We start from the raw sequence: 19905 nt of genomic DNA, 5'->3' as shown, positions 1-19905 counted from the left end.
CGCGCCAGCACGACGCCAGCGGCTACGATCGCGGCCCAGAGGACGTGCCAGACCGTGAGTGGGCACATGCGCGACACCGTACAGCCGGCCCACCGCTACTCCTCGTCGGGCTCGCCCAAGTGTGGGCGGTTCTCGGCGACCCACGCCTCCACGTCGCGTTTCAGCCACACCGCGCCCATCCCGAGCCGGTCGTACGGCTCAGGGAAGTCCGGCCGGTCGATGATCTGCCGCGCCCGCTGCCGGCTGACGCCGAGGCGCGCCGCGATCTCCCCCGCTCCGTACAGGTGCCGTGGCATGGCCGCAGGGTAGCCACGCAGTAACTGGTCAAACCGCAGCTTGTCTTATCGCAACTGCCCGCGTTGCGGGATGCACCTTGACAAGGGGTAGCCATCGACAAACGATGAGCGCATGCCGCCGACTAGGAGACCCCGCCCCGTACCCGCAGGCCCACGACATTGCCGAGATTGGCGGACGGGATGGTGGCGGTGCACCTGCGGCCTGCCCTGGCCGTGCCCCGATCGCGGCCCGGTACCCCCGGCCGAGCCCTCACCGACGTACCGGGGTGCCGCCTCGGTGCCGCCGCCGCGATGGGCGCGGGAGGTGACGGTGCTGTACCGGCTGATTGGGCGGGCGGGGCACCTGACGCCCGCGCAGGCGCGCCGGGCAGGCACTCGGCGGTGAGCGGGACACGGGGACGCCCCCACACGCCGATGCGCCCCCTCTGGCGGTGCCGCCGCTGCGGCTGCCCCTGGCCCTGCTCCCCCGCACGTCTGGCGCTGCTAGCGGAGTACCGGGACGCCCGCTCGTCGCTGGCCGTCTACCTCGCCCTCGCTCTCGCTGACGCCCTGGATGATCTACACCGCCTCGGCCTCGACACCGGCGGGGTGTACACCCGGTTCCTCGGCTGGCTGCGCACGGAGCCTCCTCGTGGACGGGACGATCTCCCCTCGTGCGGTGCTCGCCGCTGAACTTCCCAAGGTCACTGACTGGATGCGCGCGCGGGGAGCCCCATCGGCGTCCTCGTCTCGGCCCTCGCCGTCGTCATTACAGGGCTCATGCCCCCCGGCAACTGCAAGCCCCACCGCCGGTTCACGAACGTCGGCTACTTCAACATCAACGAGACCGCGCTGCGCCAGCCACAACTGCCTGAGACGGTCGTTGATCCGGTGACGGCGGTGGTCTACAAGCGACCCGCCAAATGGACGTGAAGAATGCCCAAGCCCGGATCCCACCCCAGCGAGCACCGAGCAGCCATGAGCGATCAAGGACAAGACGCCGAACAGACATCTAGCAACGAGCGCCTGACCGGGGCTAACGGCCGACCTACGAGGGAAGCACAATAATCGGCATTCTGCGCAGGAAGCCATACCCCACGCACCCGACCGCACCGTCCCCCGATCCGGTGACTACGGTCCGGGGTTGCCGACTGTCGGCGGGCTGCCAGCCCCGGTACACGTAGATAACCATCACCCCGCCAGAACTACCCAAAACTACTAAAACGGCCAAAGTTTAGGTCAGTGCCTGCTCACCCCAGGTTCGGCGGCCGATTGGGCAAGTGGCGAGATGATGCATAGGGTTCGCCATGTACTACGACGCCATCGTGATGGACCAACGCGACGATTGCCGGCGAGGAGCGAACGGAGTAGCGGAATTGATATTGGGAGTGCTTGCGGTTTGTCGATAGATCCGCCATGTGCCCAAAGCGGCAAAATTCCCAATTACTGATTGCCGCGCCAACACCTGCCGTGTTTTGCTGGATGTCCGACAGGCCGAGCTGGCGTCACCACTCTGGGCGTATGCTGCCTCACGAGTCGGTTCATGTAGGTCACGATTCTTTCATGTAGGTGCCGTGAATGGAATCCTGCCGGGTGGACAGAATGGGGGCGGGTGAGGATCGAGAGCAGCCACAGCGCGCACCCGATGCCTGGGCAACGAACAACACGCCTCCGCCGACAACCACCATCGACGTTGCCACCTCAATCTATTTTTTAAAGACGTGATGAAGCACGACCTCGTTGGCGAACTGTCCTCATGTGCGGGGCCGCAATTCTTCTGACTTTATTCCCGTGATACGGCGGTGCGCTCACCGTGGTAATGGCAGAAAGGTCTCTACGAATCGGACCGTCGCTACATGAACCGACAAGTGGGTGGAGTGCCCAATGGACGGACCCACCGGCTCCTTCGCCGGCACCGACGCCGCCACCGGGATCATCTGTTTGGCCCTGTTCTTGACGGTGATCGCCGTGCGGAGCCGAAAGCGGAGAGGTTGGGCGGGACGATCCATCTCGTGGCCTCTGGGCTTAGCGATCGGCGTGGTCGGGGCATTTATCATCATGGGTGCCGTCTGGCTAGCCGCGGTGGACGACGACGAAGTTGCGGGCACGGCCGGTGCTTTGCCGTCGCCCGCTCCGCAGGAAGGAGGGTTGGACGCCGAAACGTCGCCCACCGGCTCCTTCACTACATCCTTCCCGATCCGGGTGCCGGCCTTCCACGGCATCGAACCTGGCCTGTCTCTCGAATATGACTCGGGTGCAGGCAATGAGGAGCTGGGCGTGGGCTGGAGCCTCGGCGTCGATCCGGGCATCGTGCGCAGCGGACCCCGCGGTGCCTTGCCCCGGTACGACGCCAGCGACGTCTTCCTGCTCAATGGCGACGAATTGGTGCGGTGCGCCCCCTCCTGCAGCACCGGAGGAACACACGAAGCACGCCGCCGTACCTTCGAACGGATCACCTTCGACGGGAGGACCTGGACGCGCTGGCAGCGCAGCGGCGTCAAGCACGTCTACGAGTCATATGACGAACCTCCCGGCTCGATGTACCGGTGGCCGCTGCGCAGCGTCACCGACACCCACGGCAACACCGTCAGCTACGGATCGAGTTGCCCTGCTGACCATTGCTATCTCGCCACGATCACGTACGCGTCCGTGCACTCCGCCTGCGGCGACGCCGGCCAGCCGCAGTGTAAAGCGGGAGCTGAGATTCGCTTCTTCTTCGAGCCCCGGCCCGACTGGACCGCGTACCCCACCGGGAAGAAGACCGCGTACATCGACCAGCGGCTGAAGAGCGTCGACGTGCGCATGGACGGCGACCGTCTCGCCGCCTACGCGCTGCAGTACGACACCAGCCCGGTCAGCGGCGACTCGGTCCTTCGCTCGGTGCAGCAGTTCCCCCACGACGCAGCTGTAGCGCCGGACGGAACGATCACCGCAGGGCCAACGCCGCCGCTGCCCGGCACCACACTGCGTGTCGGCTCAACGGCGACACCGGCTCCACGCTGGAAGCCGGACTCGACCCCCGGCACGTTCACCATCGCCACCCCGCCCGGCAAACCCGACCTGCCAGCCATCGAGACGTCGGTGCCAGGCAACATCGCCCACTGGTCCCCGGACGGGGACGACAACACCACCCAGAGCCCTCTTCAGGGCGACTTCGACGGCGACGGCCTGCTCGACGTGGCTTCCTGGAGAACCGGGCTCAGTTGCTCGCCGCTGTACGTGCGCCTCGGCCGCGCACCGCGGCCGCTACGAAACACCCCGTTCACCGGAGGGTGCCCCGCCGCCGGCCTGGTCACCGATCTTGACGGCGACGGTATCGACGACATCATGCTGATGAGCGATCGGGGCTCCATCGAAGCGGCGATCTCCCAACGCGACGGCACGTTCGTGGAGCAGACCCACCAGGCCACCCCGTGGGCGAGTCAGCCCGGCACGGCCGTCAAACGCCGCTGCGCCACCGGGGACCTCAACAACGACGACCTCGGCGACGTAGTGTGCGCCTATGAGCGCGGCCTTGAGCCGCCGCGTCTGGGCATCGTCCGGTCCACCGCCGATGCCGGCTTCGTCATCACGGACGAACCGCTACCCGGGTCCGCAGGCTTCCTCGAGGACGTGTTGCTCACGATCGGCGACGTGGACGCCAGTGGAACGGGCGACATCATGCTCGCAGTCGGCGTGCACAAGGCAAACTGGAGCCTCATCACCGGGTACACCCAATTGGACGGCACGGTGCAGGCCTGGCGGACGACCGCCACATCCTGGGCCCGGGGCGAGCGCGGGCAGGACTTCTGGCAGCTGTCCGGCGGCGACTTCGACGGTGACGCCCGCCGGGACTACGTCCTGATCACCGGATCGGTCGTCTACATCGCCACGTCGGAGAAAGGGGCATCGCCGCCGCAGACGGCCAAGCCGGTGGTCCTCACCTCCGCCGGCGAGGTGACGGTTGGCGACTACGACGCCGATGGGCGCGACGACCTGCTGACCGGCAACCCTGTTGGCGGCCTGCGCTCCAAGGGCGACGGCAGCTTCGCCGACCACCAGGTCTTCCCCACTGCGAACGACCGCGCCTGCGAGGAGCTTCAGGTCCTCTCAGCGGCGGACGTGAACGGCGACGGGCAGGCCGACCTCGTCTGCTCCTGGCTCACCGCGGGTCCCGACGGCCGACCTGCCTTCGCGATGTGGGCGCAGCCGTCCCCGGTGGCCGCCCCGGCGTCCCACCGGTGGGCACCCTTGGACGTCGACGGCGACGGCCGACAGGATCTGTACACCGTGCACTACCGCAACCCCGGCTACCAGGTGTATGTCCAGCACGCCAAGCCCGACGGCGGATACGAGCTGACCGGAACCCCGATCCTGCCCAGCACGGGCGGGCCAGGGCTGGACGAGCCGAACGCCGCCGGCTGGATGGCGATGGACGTCGGGGGGCCGGATTCGACACCGGATGGACGCAGCGATCTCGTCCTGCTGTCCCAGAGTGGATCGACGCTGCACGCCGTCACCCTGCTCTCCACCGACAAAGGCTGGCGCCTCGTCCCGACGGCTGGGGATGCGGCGGTAGGAGTGGCCGTCCCGGGGCTGGGCTGGCAGCCGGCTGACCTCAACGGCGACGAGCTCACCGACCTGGTCCACTTCACGGCACTGCCCAACGGCGTTCGGCTGGACTACCTGCTCGCCACCGGTGACGGCACATGGACCAGAGATACGGCCGACAGGACGTACTTCACGTCCGCTGCTCCCACAGGCGGACCGCTGCGCCGCGCGGACGTCGGCAGCTTCCGCGTCACCGACCGCAACCACGACGGCGTCAGCGACTTCGTCCACATCGAGGTCGGTGGGACCGCGGCGACCCGATACCGCACGATCCGCACCCTCATCTCCACCACAGCGACCACGTGGGCCGAGCAAACCGATTATGCGGCCGGCCCGTTCGACCCGGCCGCGGCGCACGGCCTGCAGCCGATGGAGTTCGACGGCGATGGCCTGCCCGACCTCGGCAGAGCCGTCGCGTTCGGCGGCTGCGTCCGAGTCGAGGCCTACGTCAACGTGACCGGGCAATGGTCACGGCGCACCGCGGATCCCCCGGCGCCCTGTCAGCCCGCAGGCGGCCTGGAGGACCTGACTAACCTGGCGCTGACTGACGTGAACGAGGACGGCGCTACCGACGTGCGCCTTCTTGCACGCGCTGGTGCCAGGACCGACGGGTCGGTAATGCTCAACCCAGGCGGACCAGGAGCATGGCACTGGGTTCCCGAGCCCGCCCTTCCGGTCACGCATCCCGACACCTGGGCGTACATCGCTTTCGACACCGACCACGACGGCCACGGCGAACTCGCGCACGTCAACCCGAATGACCTCTCCACACTGAGCTGGGTCACCACCGATGACCGGCTCACCACCATCAGCAACGGGCAAGGTGCGACCACTTCCGTCGCGCACCGCACACAACCTGACGCGCGGACCTACCTGCCGGTCGGGACGCTGCCGGTCGTCGTGGACCGCATCACCGTCACCGACGCGGCCCACCAGCCGCCCATCACCGCGACCGCCGCGTTCGAATACGACACGGCGGCATGGTCCATCCGGCACCGGCAGATGCTCGGCTACGGCACGATCCGCTCGCTGCAGGGCGACACCACCAGCCTCGTCGGCAACGACCTCAGCGACGCCTGCGGCGTCCGGCAATCGTCACACGCCATGATCGGAAAAATTCCGCCGCCGGAGACCGCAGGCAATCCGCCGGCAGCATTCCCGCCGCCGAAAAGCACCGACACACTCCCAGACCTGGCCAGCGGTGGCATCATCGCCAGCACGGCGACCCTGTTCGCTTCACCGGGCTCCGTAGCGCCGTTCACCTGCCGTCCAGAGACCACAACGCGCAGTGAATGCGAGCTCCGCCCGCTATGTCGCCACCACGTCACCACGTACGGATATGACGACTACGGCAACCTCGAAACCATCGCTGAGAACTCGGGCGCGGGACTGCGGCGCACCCACACCCCGGTGCACCCCAACACCACTGACTACATCGTCGACCGGCCGTACAAACGGGAGACATTGATACCCGACCCCGCCGGCCCCAACCTGCCGTGGCTGGTCCAGGCGCGCACGCTGTTCGGCTACGACCAGCGAGGATCGGACGAGGGACCGGCACGGCACGGCGACCTCACCCGGATCACCGAATACTCCGACCTCAAAGCCGGCGACGCCGCCGAGACGTTCCACCAGTACGACGCCGCAGGCAACCTGGAATGGACGAGGGACCCGGTCGGCGTCGTCACCACCACCGGCTATGACCCCCACCGGAAACTGTTCCCGACCTCCACCTGCACCCCGGTCGGCTGCACAAGCCTGGAGTGGGACGAGGCCCTGGGCGCCGTCCGGGCCGCCACGGACCTCAACAACCAGACAACCCGCACCGACTACGACCCATACGGCCGCCCTGCACAAACGACCCGACCGGACGGCACAATCACCCGGATCACCTACCCGGACCCCGGCGTCGTCACGGGCCCCGACAGGGGGCGCCAGCGGACCCGCACCGAGATCAGCGACGGCAGCTCGGTCGACGGCGTGCACTGGCACGAGGACCTGCTCGACGGGCTCGGCCGGGTCTACCGCAGCCTCGACGAGGGAACCACCGCCGATCCCGCCAACGTCTTGATCACCGATACCCGATACGCCGACGCCTCCACCCGCCCCGCCGCCACCGCCCTGCAGCACACCGCCGCGGAGGCGCCGCAGTGGACCCGATACATCTACGACGCTGCGCACCGCCGCACCGCCGTCATCCACCCCGGCGCCGACGTCCGCCGCACCCGGACCTACCGGATCGGCGCCGTCGACGACCGCGACGAACTCGGCCACCAAATCACCACCCTCACCGACTCATTCGGGCGGCGCACCGGCGTCGACGAGTTCGACCGGCTCTGTTCCTACCCCTGCAGGCCGATCATCCATCACACCGCCTATACCTACGACGCCTTGGACCGGCTGACCACGATCACCGACGCGGCCGGCAACCAGACAAAGATCGTTCGGGATGCTCTGGGCCGGGAAACCTCAATTACCGACCCCGACCGCGGCACCCGCACCCTCACCTGGCGCCCCAACGGCACGCTGGACAACGAAACCGACGCCAACGGCGTCCACACATGGACCTATGACGCGGCGGGCCGGCCGGAAACCCGGCAGGACAAGAACACCACCGGCACCAGCAACACCGTCTGGCACTACGACCGCGAGGGCAGCAGCGGACCAACTCGCGGTTTCAGCCTCGGCCGGCTCGTCCAAGTGGACTACCAGTCCTCCCGCGGCGACGATAAGACTGTTATTGGCAGCGACCGGTTCTGGTACGACAGGCTCGGCCAGACAACCCGCACGGAACGGTTCATCGACAGGGTCCGGCAAGAAATGAACTTCGCCTACGACCCCGCCGGGCGCCTTCTGGATGTGCACTACCCGGATCCGGCCAACCCTGCCGGCGAGCACGTCGTACACAGCTACGATGCGGCCGGCCGGCTGAGATCTGTCGGGGCCTACCTCACCGTGATCAAACGCAACTCGGCCGGCCAGCCGGAAACTCGCGCCTACGGCAACGGCCTGGTCGAAAGCCTCAGCTACGACCCAGCTCGGGGATGGCTCGACACGCATGCCCTCACCCGCCCGTCCCCCGGCGGGCCGCAACCGCTGTACGCGGCCACCTACCACCATGACGAGACGGCACGGGTCTTTACCCAGACGATCTCCAACGCGGCAGGACCCACGGGCCAGCTGATCCCGCTCACGCAGTCGTTCGGCTACGATGCGCGAGGCCGGCTCACCTCGCACAGCACGTCCGAAGGCACCTCTGGGGCGTTCACCTACGACAGCATCGGTAAGATCACCAGCTCCCCCGCCGCGGGCACCTACAGCTACGACGACCCGGCGCATGTCCACGCGGTCACGGGAACCTCATCCGGGCATGAGCGCATGTACGACGCCGGGGGCAATCTCACCAAGCTCGTCGATCCCGCACCTGGCGGACGCAGCCTCGACATAACCTGGACGCCCACCGGGATGCCCCACACCGTCACCGCCGGGCAGACCCGCACGACCTACGCCTACGGGCCCGACAATCAACGAGTCAAGCGGGACACCGGCGCGAGTGCGACACGCTTCTTCGACCGCTACCTGGAGCACAGCAGCACGGGGGGACTCACCAGGCACTACTGGGCAGGCGACCAGCTCCTCGCCACCCGCAACCCGGCCGGAGCGGTAACCTACGTCTTCCAAGACCGCCAACATTCCACCCGCCTAACCGCCGACCACACTGGCGCGGTCACCGCCCGCTACAACTACGAGCCCTACGGCAAGGAAAAGCCCGGCAACCCGGCCGACGCCACCAGCATGCGCTGGCAAGGACAGCACACCGATCCGGACAACGGCCTCGTACACATGAAGGCCCGCTACTACGACCCCGAACTCGGCCAATTCACCGCCGCCGACACCATCATCCCCGAGCCGTACAACCCGCAGACATTACACCGGTACGGCTTTGGCGACGGCGACCCGGTCAACAGGTGGGACCCGACCGGCCACATGAGCATGCGCGTCGAACTAAAAAAGGAACAGGAGCAGCAGGGACTCCGGCAGGTGGCAGGGTACGCCAAACTCCTCATCCTCAACTGTGCCCAAGGAGTGACCGCATGCCAAGCCGGATGGGTGCCCAGCTTCACCCGCTGGCACGCTGAGGGGTGCCTTGATGGCCCATGCTCGGTGTCTCCAAAAGATCAATCAAATCCTAAAGCCAAGGCGGGCGGCGAGGGTCAGTCCGGTAACGGTCAGGCGTCGCAAAAAGAATTGAGTGGAACGATCATCGTAGGGGGTGACGGCGAAGAAATATCGTTCACCAATGCGGACGGCCAAACAGTGACGATGAAATGTTCCGGTGAACGCTGTTACCCTACCAAGATAGGCGTATCTGACGAGAAGCTTATTGAGATCTGCTGTCCCGCGCCGACGTCGAGCAGCCAGCAGCCGGCAGCTGGGTTTGGCTTCGGTGGATGGATCGGAACATTGGGGGAGGCCGGCCTTGGCTATGGAGCGTCTGCCCAGGCAACTGTCGGAAATGGTATCTATTGGGGTGGCGAAAAGGGCCTAAACATGGGGTCCTACGTAGCCGGTGGCACCTTCGTGGGTGGAGGTCCGGGAGGGTTGAGTGCACCAGCCGCTAAGGATGTCGGTGTGCTAGGCGTCGGTGCCGGGGTTGGCGCCGGCCTATTCATTACAAACGCCAGTAGTGTCGCTGATCTGGCCGGCCCATTCGAAGTCAAGAATCTCGGTTTTACAATAATTAACCTCCAGTATGCGACCGATGGGCGAATCTGGCAGTTCAGCTTTGGCGTTGCGAAGTCTACCGGTGCGAGTGTCAGCTGGTATCGCACAACGACGGTCCCGATAAGCACGACTGCCAAGTAAGGGCCTCTACCATCGATGGCGCGGGTAACGTGCGGGAGCCGGACCGTGACGGCTGTGTGCAGCCGGTCAAGAACATCGCCGTCGTAGTGAGGTGATCTCAGCGGCTTTCCGGTAGGTATTTGTACTCGAAGTGGGTCAGGTGTAGCGCGGCGGCGAAGATGTCATCGATGCGGCCTGGGCTGATTGTCGTGTGGCGTAGCGTTTTCCAGCGTCCGATTAGGATCGCGAAGCCGTGTTCTCCTTGCCAGCGCAGGCCGCGTAGCAGTCGGTTGTAGGCGGAGTCGCAGCGGGGTGGCCGGTCAGCTCCGACAGTCGCTTCGCGGCACGGCCGGTCGGGGCGGCGAGGGTGACCTTGGCCTTCTTCGCGGCGGCGAGTTCGACGATCGAGCGGACGGTGAAGCTCTTGCCGCAGCCGGGCCCGCCGGTCAGCACGGCAAACTTGGAGGTGAGCGCGAGCCGCACCGCCTGCTCCTGCTCCGCGGCCAGGTCAGCGCCGGTGCGGGCCTTCAACCATGCCAGGGCTTTGTCCCAGTTGACGTCGGCGAAGTGGGGCAGCCGATCGGCGTGGACTCCCAGCAGCCGCTGCAACGACCCGGCCAGGGACTGCTCGGCGCGGTGGAACGGCACCAGGTACACCGCCGGCACGTGCTCGCCGCCTGGGCCGGGCAGCGCCTCACGGACGACACCCTCCTCGGCGACGAGGTCGTCGAGGCAGGCCGTGACGAGGTCACCGGGCACGTCCAGGATCTTGGTGGCGTCGGCGACGAGCTGCGGGGCGGGCAGATAGCAGTGCCCGGAGTCGCTGGCCTCCGACAGGGTGTACTGCAGGCCGGCCTTGACCCGCTGCCGGCTGTCGTGCGGGATGCGGACGGCCTGGGCGATGGTGTCAGCGGTCTTGAAGCCGATGCCCCACACGTCGGCCGCCAACCGGTACGGCTCGTTCCTGACCACCGAGATCGAGGCGTCGGCGTACTTCTTGAAGATCCGCACGGCCAGGGACGTGGACACGCCGACTCCCTGGAGGAAGACCATCACCTCCTTGATGGCCTTCTGCTCCTCCCACGCGGCGGTGATCTTCGCCGTGCGTTTCGGGCCAAGGCCGGGGACCTCGACCAGCCGTGCGGGTTCCTCCTCGATGACCCGCAGGGTGTCGAGGCCGAAATGGGCGACGATCCGCTCGGCGAACACCGGGCCGATGCCCTTGACCAGGCCCGAGCCGAGGTACCGCTGGATGTCCTGGATCGCCGCGACCAGCACCGTGGTGTAGGAGTCGACCTCGAACTGCCGCCCGTACTGCGGGTGCGACGACCACCGTCCCTGAAGGCGCAGGCACTCCCCGGGCTGCGCGCCGAGCAGCGCACCGACCACCGTCAACAGGTCGCTGCTGCGGTCGGTGGCCACGCGGGCGACGGTGTAGCCGGTTTCCTCGTTGACGTAGGTCAACCGCTCCAGCACCGCCTCCAGTACTGCCAGGGGCGGGCGGGCGGGAGCGGTCACGGAGACCATGGTGCCGCCTACAGGCGCTGCGCTGCCACCCGCCGTCGGCGCGACCATGCCGTGTGGCGGTGGTGGCCAGGGGCGGTCAGCCTGCCCGATGGTCCCGGCGGGCGACATAGCGCAGCAGGTCCTGAATCTGGTGCCTCTCGGCCTCTGGAACACAGTTGTCGGCCGGCCGCTCTCAAATGACGCTGATGTCGGCCTCGGCCTCCTCCACGCCGCGGTCGCCGCCCCGGCCAGTCGGGTTAGGCTGCCACCGCCCGCCGCACCGTCGCCACCTGCGCGCACGGGCAGCCTGCGGCGTGCTTCGCCCGCCACGCCATTCCCGACCGAGTCCTCGAGCCGTCGCCGGCCGGATGACTGCCATACCCATGGGGCAGAAGCATGACTCGGGAGCTGGTGGCGTTGTCGCAGCACGTCGCCGACCCGCCGTCAGGCTCTAATCCCGCGCCTTGACGCGACGCCCCTGTTGGCCCGGTTCCCCTACTCAGAAACTGGCCCGGCTTGCCGGCGGCGCAGCGTGCGGATCCATCCCTGGGCGGTGTGCCGGGGCACGTCGTAGTGGTCGGCGACGGCGGTCACACTGCCGGCCTGCTGGTAGACCGCTTCGAGATCGGCCGGTGAGCGCCGGTACACCCGCCCCTCGCCTCCGGAGGACCCACCTTTGGCGGTCCGCTTCGCGGCCTTCGCCACCGTAGTCGAGGCCTTGGCGCCCGCTGCGGTCTTCCCCTTGCCCGCTCGGCTGCGGGTCGCGCCGGCGCCTGACGCCCGGGTGGCCTTCTTCGCTTTGCTTGCCTTGGTCGCCGGTGACGCCTGCTTGGGCACCACGACGTCAACCGCACCAACTTCCACAGGGTGACTCGTAGCCGGCTCATCCGCAGCCGTTGTAGGGGCGGTGGACTGGACCGCCGTCGGCTCGGCGGGCGGCTCACCGTCGTCCGCGGACATACCGCCGGCTGCGGGCACCTCGTCGGATACGGCAATGGGCGGCGTCGCTATCGCCTGCCGCTGACCGGCGGCGGGCGCGATCGCCCTCAACAGCAGATCCAGGTCGACCGCGGGGATCTGGCCCGCCGTCAGCCCGTCCCCCTGCCCGGCGCGTACCACCAGTTCGGTGATACGCGGGGTGCTGTCGTTCACCTCCACCTTCAGGGTTGTGGTCGCTCGACTGGGATCGTCAGCGGCGATCGTGATGGTGTAGGAACTCATCGAATCATGCCCTCCAATGTGGATTCCGGGTGTCGCCTCATGTAAGACGTCCGGCAACGCGGCAGAACTCCACCTGTTCACCGATTGGTGTTGGTGAAGAAAGTACCGCAGACCCCTGAGCTGACATTTCAACCCATCACCCAGGTCGGTCGCTCAGGCGGTACGGCGCCGCTTGTTCTTGATTCTGTCGGCGACGGCGGTTGCGGCTTCATGGTGCAGCCGCTTGACGACGCTCTGGTAAGTGTCGCGGGTGAGTGTGGTGGTGGAGTGGCCGAGTTGGTCGGAGACGACTTTGATGTCGACGCCGGCGTCGAGGGCGAGGGTGGCGGCGCCGTGGCGCAGGTCGTGCAGTCGGATGGGTGGCAGCCCGGCTTGTTTGACGAGGCGGCGGAAGCGTTGGGTAATCGAGTTGGGGTGCCACGGTCCGCCGTCGGGTCGGACGAAGAACAGCCCAGTGTCGGGCCAGTCCTTCCCGGCGGCGAGACGCCAGGCGGCGCGGCGGGCCTTGTAGGCGGTGAGGACGGCGACGGTGTCGGGGTCGAGGGTGACCTCGCGGTTGCCGGCGTCGCTCTTGGGCCGTTTCTGGCGGGCCTCGTAGCCGTGGGTGGCGATTTGGTTGACGATGCTGACCTCGCCTTTGGCGAGGCGGACTTCGGCGTCGAGGAGTCCGCATGCTTCGCCGCGGCGGGGTCCGCGGTAGGCCATGAGGTGCAGTAGCGGGTGCAGGTCCGGGGCATGCTCGGCGGCGTAGTCCAGGAACTGGATGAGGAGGTCGTCGGTCCAGACCATGACGGGGCCGGGGACCTTGCCGGTGGCCTTCCACCTTTCGACGCGTTCCGGTTCCCACACGATCGGTTTGGCCCGAGCGTTGGGGGTCTTGACGAGGGTGGCGGGGTTCGTGACGCCGCTGACCACCTCTCGGGCGAGGGCGTCGTTGAACGCCTTGCGCAGGGTGGCGCGGATGCGGGCGATGGTGGCGGGTCCGGTGGGTCGCACCCCTCGGACGCTGGCGCGGGTGTCGGGGTCGGGGCTGGCTTTCGCGGTGGCGATGTCGGCGTTGCGTTGCTTGATGTTGTCGATGAGGTCCTCGATGTGGTGGGGGCGCAGTTTGTCCAGGACGACGTCGCCGATGTGCGGGATGAGGTGCACGCGGACGTGGGATTCGTAGCCGCGGCGGGTGTTGTCGTCGACGGTGAGCCGCTGCAGCCAGGTGGTCAGCCATTCGGCGAGGGTGGGCACACCGACCAGTGGGGTGTCGGCGCGGAGCCGGTTGCGGACGGTGTCGACATCGGGAAGGGTCCCGCCGGCGCGGAGGGTGGCCTGCAGCAGGTCGCCGACCTCGACGCGGCGGCGGCGATTGCGGCCGGCGAGATCAAGCAACTGCCGGGCCCGGTCGAGTTCGTCGGCGGCTTGTTTGTGGGTGTCGAAGCCGGTGGGGCGTAGCTGTCGGCGGCGGCCGTCGGCGGTGGGTGGGAGTTCCAGTTGGTAGGCCCAGTGGCCGTGGTCGGGGTTCCAGGACCGGTTGGCGCGTCGGAGTTTCGGGCAGTGGTTGCCGAGGGGTTTGCGGGTGCGCGGGTCGCGGCAGCCGCAGCGTTTGAAGATCGATCCGTGCGACATGGGTGGGTTCTCCGGGTGGGTGGGCTGGTGGCTGCCGGGGCAGCGGTTTTGTCGATCGATATGCACGCTCGACTGCCCGCGACGATCAAGTCGTCGCGGGCAGTCGCCGCTCGGTGGGTGTCTACGGTGCGGGTGGGTGCGGGTCGTCGCCGTCGGGTGGTGCCGTGGTGGTGAGGTGCAGGGCGGCGAGGAGGCCGGCGACGGGTATCCGGTACTGGTGGCCGGCCTGGATGACCGGGACGGGGAAGGTTCCGGCGCGGGCGAGGCGGTAGGCGGTGTTGCGGGACAGTCCGAGGATCTGTCCGGCGGTGACGACGTCGGTGGTCACTCCCAGCGCGCGGACATCCGCCTCGGCCCACCGGGGTGTGGCCGCGGGTTCGGTAGGTGGCGGGTTGTATGAGGCGGTGCGGGTGCGTCGCCGTTCGCTCATGCCGGGGCACCCTTCGTGGCGGCGTGAGCAGTCCTACTTGCCGGTGAGGGCCGGTGGCCCTGCCTGGGGTGGCGCCTTGGGTTGCGGCTGGTCATGTCGTCACCTGCCAGCGTCTGGGGCAGAGCAGCAGCTGGAGCGCTGCCGCTGCTTGTTGGGGGACGACACCGTTGCCGAGCACGCGCAGTGCGGCGGTGCGGGGCAGGTCGAGGTCGGTGACCCAGCCTCGTTCGAGGCCCATGAGCCATTGCACGAACGGTGGCGCGAGGACGGGTTTGCCGTGGCGGCCGGTCTGGGTCGGTTCGGGGACGGGCTGGGTGAGCAGGAGTTCCCATCGGGCGATCGCGGCGGCGTAGGGCCCCCAGCGGGTGTCGTCGCGTGCTCCGAGTTCGCCGGGGAGGCAGTCGATGGTGGTGCGCAGGTCCGCGCCGCCGTCGCCGTGGGCCCCGGGGCCGCGCCCGTCGGACGCGCGTGGTGTGGGCAGCGTCCGGGCGGGGACCTGCACCGCCGCGGAGGGCAGGGTCAGGTCACCGTGCGATCCGCGCTGTCCGGGGCAGCCCTTGGCGCCGTCGGTTGCCCTGGGGGTGGGGAGCAGGACCTGTGAGAGGGGCGGCCGGAAGCCCTGTCCGGCGCGCCGTCCGGCGGTGCCGGTGTCGCTGGCCCTGGGGGTGGGCAGCAGCCGGTCGGCGTCGGCGAGGACGGGCCCGATGTCGTCGGGGTTGGCGGTGCCGGGTCGGGCAGTGGTGTCGGCCGGCGGACGGCGGTCCACCGGCGTCGCGGTCGGCAGAAGACCGTGGCGGGTACCGCCGGGCTCGATCACGTCGGGCAGCCCGTACTGGTGGCCGAGGCCCTTGCCGTCACGGGCGCAGGGCGTCGGCAACGTTCGCACGCCTGGTGAGTCGTTGGGTGGGAGTGGCGAGCAGGAACAGGCGGTCGCGTCGGTGGGCGGCGCCGATGTCGGATGCGCGTAGGCATAGCCAGCTCGTGTCGTACCCGAGCGTGGCCAGGTCGGCTTGGACGACGTCGAGTCCCCTGCGGCGCAGGGCGGCCACGTTTTCCACGAAGACGAGCGGCGGTCGTAGTACCCGAACGGGGTCGGCGACGTGTGTCCAGAGGCTGGAGTGTTGGCCGGTGATGCCAGCGCGTTTGCCGGCGTTGGAGATGTCCTGGCATGGGAATCCGGCGGTGAGGACGTCGACGGGCTGGACGGTTGTCCAGTCGACCGTGCGGATGTCACCGAGGTTGGGCACGTGCGGCCAGTGATGTTCGCAGACGGTGCGGGCGTGTCGGTCGGTTTCGGCGTACCAGGCGAGCCGGCCGCCGAGCACCAGCTCGACGGCCAGGTCGAGGCCGCCGTATCCGGTGCACAGGGATCCGATGCGCGGCCGGGTGGGACGGTCATTCAACCTCCCTCCCCCGGGTCCCCGGCGGCGTCCCGGCTGGGCGGGCCCTGGTGGCGTTCGGATCCGCTGTCGGAACGCCTGGGTTCGCCGGAACTCGCGGGGGTTGGCACCTTGGTGAAGATCAGGACGTCTTCGTGGGTGATCAGGTGCAGGGGCGTGCCGGCGGTGCGGGCTTTGCGGACGGCCTGGAGTTGGAAGAACGACGGCCGGGCGACGAGGCGCCCGTCGCGGACCGCGGCAAGCAGCGCGACGCAGCGTTCGGTCGGTGTCAGGCCGGCGCGGACGCCGGCGGCGATGACGGCGGAGGGCAGGTCGACGAGTTGGCTGTTCTTGCGCCAGGGGCGGGCGGTGACCACGACGGTGCCGCCGGGGCGTAGCAGGGTCGCGCAGCCGGTGAGGATCTGGGCGAAGCCGTCGGTGAGGCCGGTGAGGTCGCGGTAGGCGAGGTTTCCTTTGTCGGTGCCGTCGTTGTAGGCGTTGTCGAACTTCGCCACCCCGTCGGCGCCGGGCCGGATGAGGCCGTGAACGGTCGGTCCGTAGGGCGGTGAGGTGACCACCAGGGTGACCTGCCCGGTCAGGGCGGCAGGCAGCAGGGACCAAAGGCGGGTGGCGTCACCGCGGATCACCGAGGCCCGGCCGGTAGCTCCCTGGTCGTGGGCGTGGGTGATGTTGGCATCCGCGATGTCGGACCAACGCGACTCGTACTCGACGCCGAGGGCGTCACGGCCGGCGTGGACGGCCTCGACGAGGGTGGTGCCGATGCCGCACATCGGGTCCAGGACCAGGTCTCCGGGCTGGGTGTAGGCGTGCACGGCGTGCGCGGCGATGGCCGGGAGCATCCGAGCGGGGTGCTTGACCGACTCCGGCACGTACCGGCCGCGGCGCTGCACCGGGCCGGCGCGTTGGGCGGTCGCCCACACCGACAGCCTGTCGGGGTCCGGCTCGGTTCGATGGGGACGCAGGCATCCGGGTGGGCTGGGGTGGCACTTGTTCTGCTCCGGGTGGACGTGCTCGTGCTCAGTCACGGTTGCCGCCTTCCTGTCGGCGCGGGCGCCGTAGCTGGTCGGGCTGCTGGCTGAACACGAGCAGGTCGGCGTGTACCCGCAGGTGTGCTACCGACCACTGCTGCTCGCCGGTCTGCTGGGCGAGGGTGAGCAGTTCCTCGTCGGTGACGTGGTAGACGAACGCGTCGCTGTCGGTGTCGGCGGCGACGGCGACGATGTGCTGCAGGTAGCCCAGGCGGGCAGCTGCGGCGGCGGTGGCCACCGGGGTGAAGTCCTCCGGCCCGTCCATGCTGGCCGGCACGGTGACGACGAGGACGAGGCAGCCGCCGGGGCGCAGCAGGCGAGCGCACGCGGTCAGCAGCCACGCCAGCCGGACCCGGTTGATTGTGTCGGCCGCGTCCAGGGGCCAGCAGGCCACGACCAGGCTGGTCGCCTCCGTCAGCGACGTGCGACCGGGGTAGGTGGTGGCCTCGTCTGCGGGCAGGTCGGGGTCGGTGAGATCGTCGCCGAACCACGTGCGCATGTCTGGCAGGTCGCCGCTGCTGTCGTCGGGCATGGCGGCCGGGTCGGGGCGGGTCGGCGGGGTGGCTGGTCCGATGATCAGGCTGGACGCGTCGGTGAACCAGCCCGGGTGGTGCCGGCGTGCGCCGGCCGCGCAGACGGCGGTCAGGGCGTGGTCTCCGGTGAGGTCGACGACGGCCTCGCCGGGGCGGCTGTAGGCGGCGACGAGCCGGTAGGCCAGTCGGGCGCCGATGGTGCGGCCGGCGTCGGCCGGGCCGCGGGCGGTGCGCCACACGGTGACCGGCACGGGCGGGTCGCCGGCGACCAGGTCGATCAGGGTCGGGTCGACGTCGTGCGGGTCGACGGGCTGGGCAGGGTCGAGGTGGTGCTGCGGCGTGTGCTCGCTCATCTGGATGTGGGCTCCGCGCCGCGCCGTGATGCGCTGACACCCCTCAAACCGGCATTTGTCAGCTCTGGCGGACACCCCTCGGCCTGACAGAGGTCTCACAGCACCACCCTGCCGACCCCGCCCGCAGGCGCTGCGATGCGGTCAGACCGACGCCCCGGGGCCGTCGTCGCCGCTCATCGTGACGGAAGGTGACGCGCATCCCCCCGCCCGGCGTAACGACGGATGCCGATGACGTTGGTGCGTGGACCGCGCTGTCAGACCGGCGCGGCGTCGCGCCAGGGCCCGCGTGTCAGGTCTGGCGCGGTCAGGCAGTGTTGTCGATGACAGCGCCGCGACGTCGTGTCATCCGGCGGTGCCGCTGTCAGATCGCGGTTCGCCGCCGGGAGTGTCGCCGTGACAGACACCGTGCCGCCGTCAGGTTGGCGTCATCTGACAACGGCAGGCTTGTCAGACACCGCCGTGGCGTCACGGCGCGGTTGTCATACCGCTGTCAGACCCCTCTGACGGGCGCGGCCGGGCTGTCAGATCCGCCGGCGCGGCCGGTGTCACCACCGGACTGGGTGGTGTCAACGCGCAGGTCAAGGCCAGTTTGTTAGCCCGCTGTCAGAGTCGGTGCCGGTGGCCGCCGGTGTCTGTCAGGTCGGCGAGTCGGCGGGTGGACACGGTGTCATCGGGGCGTTGGCCTGGGCTGTCAGAGGTCTGCGAGGTCGCCGTGGCGCAATCGATGTCTTCCGCGCCGGGGGGGGTGGCACCACCTCGGCGCGTCATCGACGACCTTCTTCTATAGGGAGTGTGTGGACATGACCGTGTCCAACCCGGACTGGCCCGACTCGCCGCTGGACGCCGTCGACGCCGCTTTCGCGGCGCTGACCACCGGCCCCGACCCGATGACACTCGACCTGGACACCCTCGGCCCTGACACCGGCTTGCCGGGCGGGGTCATGACACTTCCTGCGCTGCGGGATTGGCTGCTGCGCCAACCCCGCGCCTACACCGCGCGTGACGCGGTGTGGCGGGACCTGGTCCGCCGCGCCCGCCTGGACGGACCGTCCTGGGTCATCGCGGCGGTGGCGATGGCGATGCCCGCGCTGCGCCGCCACGCCGGTCGACTGCACGCCGGTTGGTCCGGTGACGCCGCCGACCTCGACGCGGAGATCCTCACCGGGTTCCTCACCGCTCTGCGCGACCGCGTCGATCTGGCCAAGCCCGCGCCGCACGCGGCGCTGTGCATGGCCAGCTGGCGGGCCGGACACGAACTGCTGCGCCGCACAGGCACCGCGGTGCCCGTGGAGCACGTGGAGCACCTCACCGGCCCCCGCATCCCGCACGTCCCCTACGGCCACCCCGACCTGCTCGTCCGCCGCGCCGCCCGCCTCGGCCTACTCGAGCACACCGACCTGGACCCCTACATCGACCTGCGGCTCGGAAAGCGGGCGATCGAGCCCATCGCCGCGCGTCTGGGCATCACCGTCGACGCGCTACGCAAGCGGATGAACGGCATCGACGAACGCCTCGCCGACGCCCTGGCCAAGGGACTGCTCACCAGCGTCGTGTCCCCCAAGACCCGCGAGTACCTGCAGAACCAGTCCGTGCACCGCATCCGGACCCGCACCGGCCGCATCACCACCCGACCCAGGCGGACGGCGTCCCCGGCAGCCGCCGCTGCCTAACCTGCACCACATCCGTGAGGCGGGGTCCGACCATGACCGTCGGACCCCGCCACTGCTGTCATCGCCGACGTACGAGCCAACGTGCCCGGCCAGGTACAGATGAACATGCACAGCGTCGTGTAGACGGACGCTGAGATGAGAGCGAGCAGTTTCCACCTCCAACCGCTCCCCGAGCCGACCAGCGGTGCCTCAGCGGGACCCATGGGTAGTCGGTGGCCGTCGTGACGTTCCGCGACGAAGCAGACGCGCCTCGGCATGGCGGCGCATCCGCTTTTGCCGATGACAGGGTGCTGTTGCTCGGATAGCCTTTCCGTTGGCACCGCGCCGATGGAGCCCAGCTCTCGGCATTCTTGTGGCTGGCCGCAACGCGCTTCGCCCTTGCGTGCCGGATCGACCCGGGATCGTGCGGTTGCCTTCTGCCCGTCGTATCTCATAGG

General features: G+C 68.8%; 11 protein-coding genes and 1 pseudogene. 3 read left to right on the top strand and 9 right to left on the bottom strand.

Features of this window, described 5'->3' with window-relative positions:
• Window positions 1-95 precede the first annotated feature (95 nt).
• A complete protein-coding gene (locus I8N68_RS27935; RefSeq protein WP_200215482.1) occupies window positions 96-296 on the bottom strand; it encodes a helix-turn-helix transcriptional regulator in 201 nt (66 codons plus the stop codon).
• Between the two features lie 759 nt (window positions 297-1055).
• On the opposite strand from I8N68_RS27935, the gene I8N68_RS27930 reads away from it, so the two are divergent.
• Together I8N68_RS27930 and I8N68_RS27925 are read left to right on the top strand one after the other, a co-directional pair.
• Window positions 1056-1208 carry a hypothetical protein gene (locus I8N68_RS27930; RefSeq protein WP_200215481.1) on the top strand — a complete coding sequence of 51 codons (153 nt, stop codon included), beginning with the start codon at window positions 1056-1058 and terminating at the stop codon, window positions 1206-1208.
• A 951-nt stretch (window positions 1209-2159) separates the two neighbouring features.
• The gene (locus I8N68_RS27925) at window positions 2160-9731 is read left to right on the top strand and encodes an FG-GAP-like repeat-containing protein (protein ID WP_200215480.1); all 7572 of its coding nucleotides are present in this window, start codon (window positions 2160-2162) and stop codon (window positions 9729-9731) included.
• A gap of 279 nt (window positions 9732-10010) precedes the next feature.
• Here the strand turns inward: I8N68_RS27925 and I8N68_RS27920 are convergent.
• From I8N68_RS27920 to I8N68_RS27885, 8 genes and pseudogenes are all read right to left on the bottom strand, one after another.
• Window positions 10011-11237: pseudogene (locus tag I8N68_RS27920) on the bottom strand (helix-hairpin-helix domain-containing protein); the annotation flags it as partial.
• A gap of 474 nt (window positions 11238-11711) precedes the next feature.
• Window positions 11712-12437 (bottom strand): hypothetical protein, encoded by a 726-nt coding sequence (locus I8N68_RS27915; protein WP_200215479.1) that lies wholly within the window; start codon window positions 12435-12437, stop codon window positions 11712-11714.
• Window positions 12438-12590: 153 nt separating this feature from the next.
• Window positions 12591-14054, bottom strand: coding sequence for a tyrosine-type recombinase/integrase (locus I8N68_RS27910; RefSeq protein WP_200215478.1), 1464 nt, complete (start codon window positions 14052-14054; stop codon window positions 12591-12593).
• Window positions 14055-14175: 121 nt separating this feature from the next.
• On the bottom strand, window positions 14176-14484 hold the full coding sequence (locus I8N68_RS27905; protein ID WP_200215477.1) for a helix-turn-helix transcriptional regulator: 309 nt from the start codon (window positions 14482-14484) through the stop codon (window positions 14176-14178).
• A gap of 91 nt (window positions 14485-14575) precedes the next feature.
• A complete protein-coding gene (locus I8N68_RS27900; protein ID WP_200215476.1) occupies window positions 14576-15370 on the bottom strand; it encodes a hypothetical protein in 795 nt (264 codons plus the stop codon).
• Window positions 15339-15887: a DNA cytosine methyltransferase gene (locus tag I8N68_RS27895; protein WP_200215475.1), complete on the bottom strand. Its 549-nt coding sequence runs from the start codon at window positions 15885-15887 to the stop codon at window positions 15339-15341. The genes I8N68_RS27900 and I8N68_RS27895 overlap by 32 nt, the downstream gene beginning before the upstream one ends.
• A complete protein-coding gene (locus I8N68_RS27890; protein ID WP_234040737.1) occupies window positions 15884-16846 on the bottom strand; it encodes a TRM11 family SAM-dependent methyltransferase in 963 nt (320 codons plus the stop codon). Before I8N68_RS27890 ends, I8N68_RS27895 begins: the two co-directional genes overlap by 4 nt.
• A gap of 55 nt (window positions 16847-16901) precedes the next feature.
• Complete coding sequence (locus tag I8N68_RS27885) at window positions 16902-17798, bottom strand: hypothetical protein (RefSeq protein WP_200215473.1); 897 nt, start codon at window positions 17796-17798, stop codon at window positions 16902-16904.
• An 800-nt stretch (window positions 17799-18598) separates the two neighbouring features.
• Here I8N68_RS27885 and I8N68_RS27880 point away from each other — a divergent pair.
• On the top strand, window positions 18599-19468 hold the full coding sequence (locus I8N68_RS27880; protein WP_200215472.1) for a hypothetical protein: 870 nt from the start codon (window positions 18599-18601) through the stop codon (window positions 19466-19468).
• The last annotated feature ends 437 nt before the right edge of the window (window positions 19469-19905 follow it).

It is taken from the genome of Micromonospora coerulea, from assembly GCF_016598485.1.
GTDB classification, from domain to species: Bacteria; Actinomycetota; Actinomycetes; order Mycobacteriales; family Micromonosporaceae; genus Micromonospora; species Micromonospora coerulea.
The sequence above is the reverse complement of the archived record's forward strand: the minus strand, read 5'-3'. Positions and strand labels throughout refer to the sequence as shown.

Bases quoted from the DNA above. Each gene is read 5' to 3' on its own strand.
- I8N68_RS27935 (WP_200215482.1), bottom strand. From the start codon at position 296: ATGCCACGGCACCTGTACGGAGCGGGGGAGATCGCGGCGCGCCTCGGC.
- I8N68_RS27930 (WP_200215481.1), top strand. From the start codon at position 1,056: ATGCCCCCCGGCAACTGCAAGCCCCACCGCCGGTTCACGAACGTCGGC.
- I8N68_RS27925 (WP_200215480.1), top strand. From the start codon at position 2,160: ATGGACGGACCCACCGGCTCCTTCGCCGGCACCGACGCCGCCACCGGG.
- I8N68_RS27915 (WP_200215479.1), bottom strand. From the start codon at position 12,437: ATGAGTTCCTACACCATCACGATCGCCGCTGACGATCCCAGTCGAGCG.
- I8N68_RS27910 (WP_200215478.1), bottom strand. From the start codon at position 14,054: ATGTCGCACGGATCGATCTTCAAACGCTGCGGCTGCCGCGACCCGCGC.
- I8N68_RS27905 (WP_200215477.1), bottom strand. From the start codon at position 14,484: ATGAGCGAACGGCGACGCACCCGCACCGCCTCATACAACCCGCCACCT.
- I8N68_RS27885 (WP_200215473.1), bottom strand. From the start codon at position 17,798: ATGAGCGAGCACACGCCGCAGCACCACCTCGACCCTGCCCAGCCCGTC.
- I8N68_RS27880 (WP_200215472.1), top strand. From the start codon at position 18,599: ATGACCGTGTCCAACCCGGACTGGCCCGACTCGCCGCTGGACGCCGTC.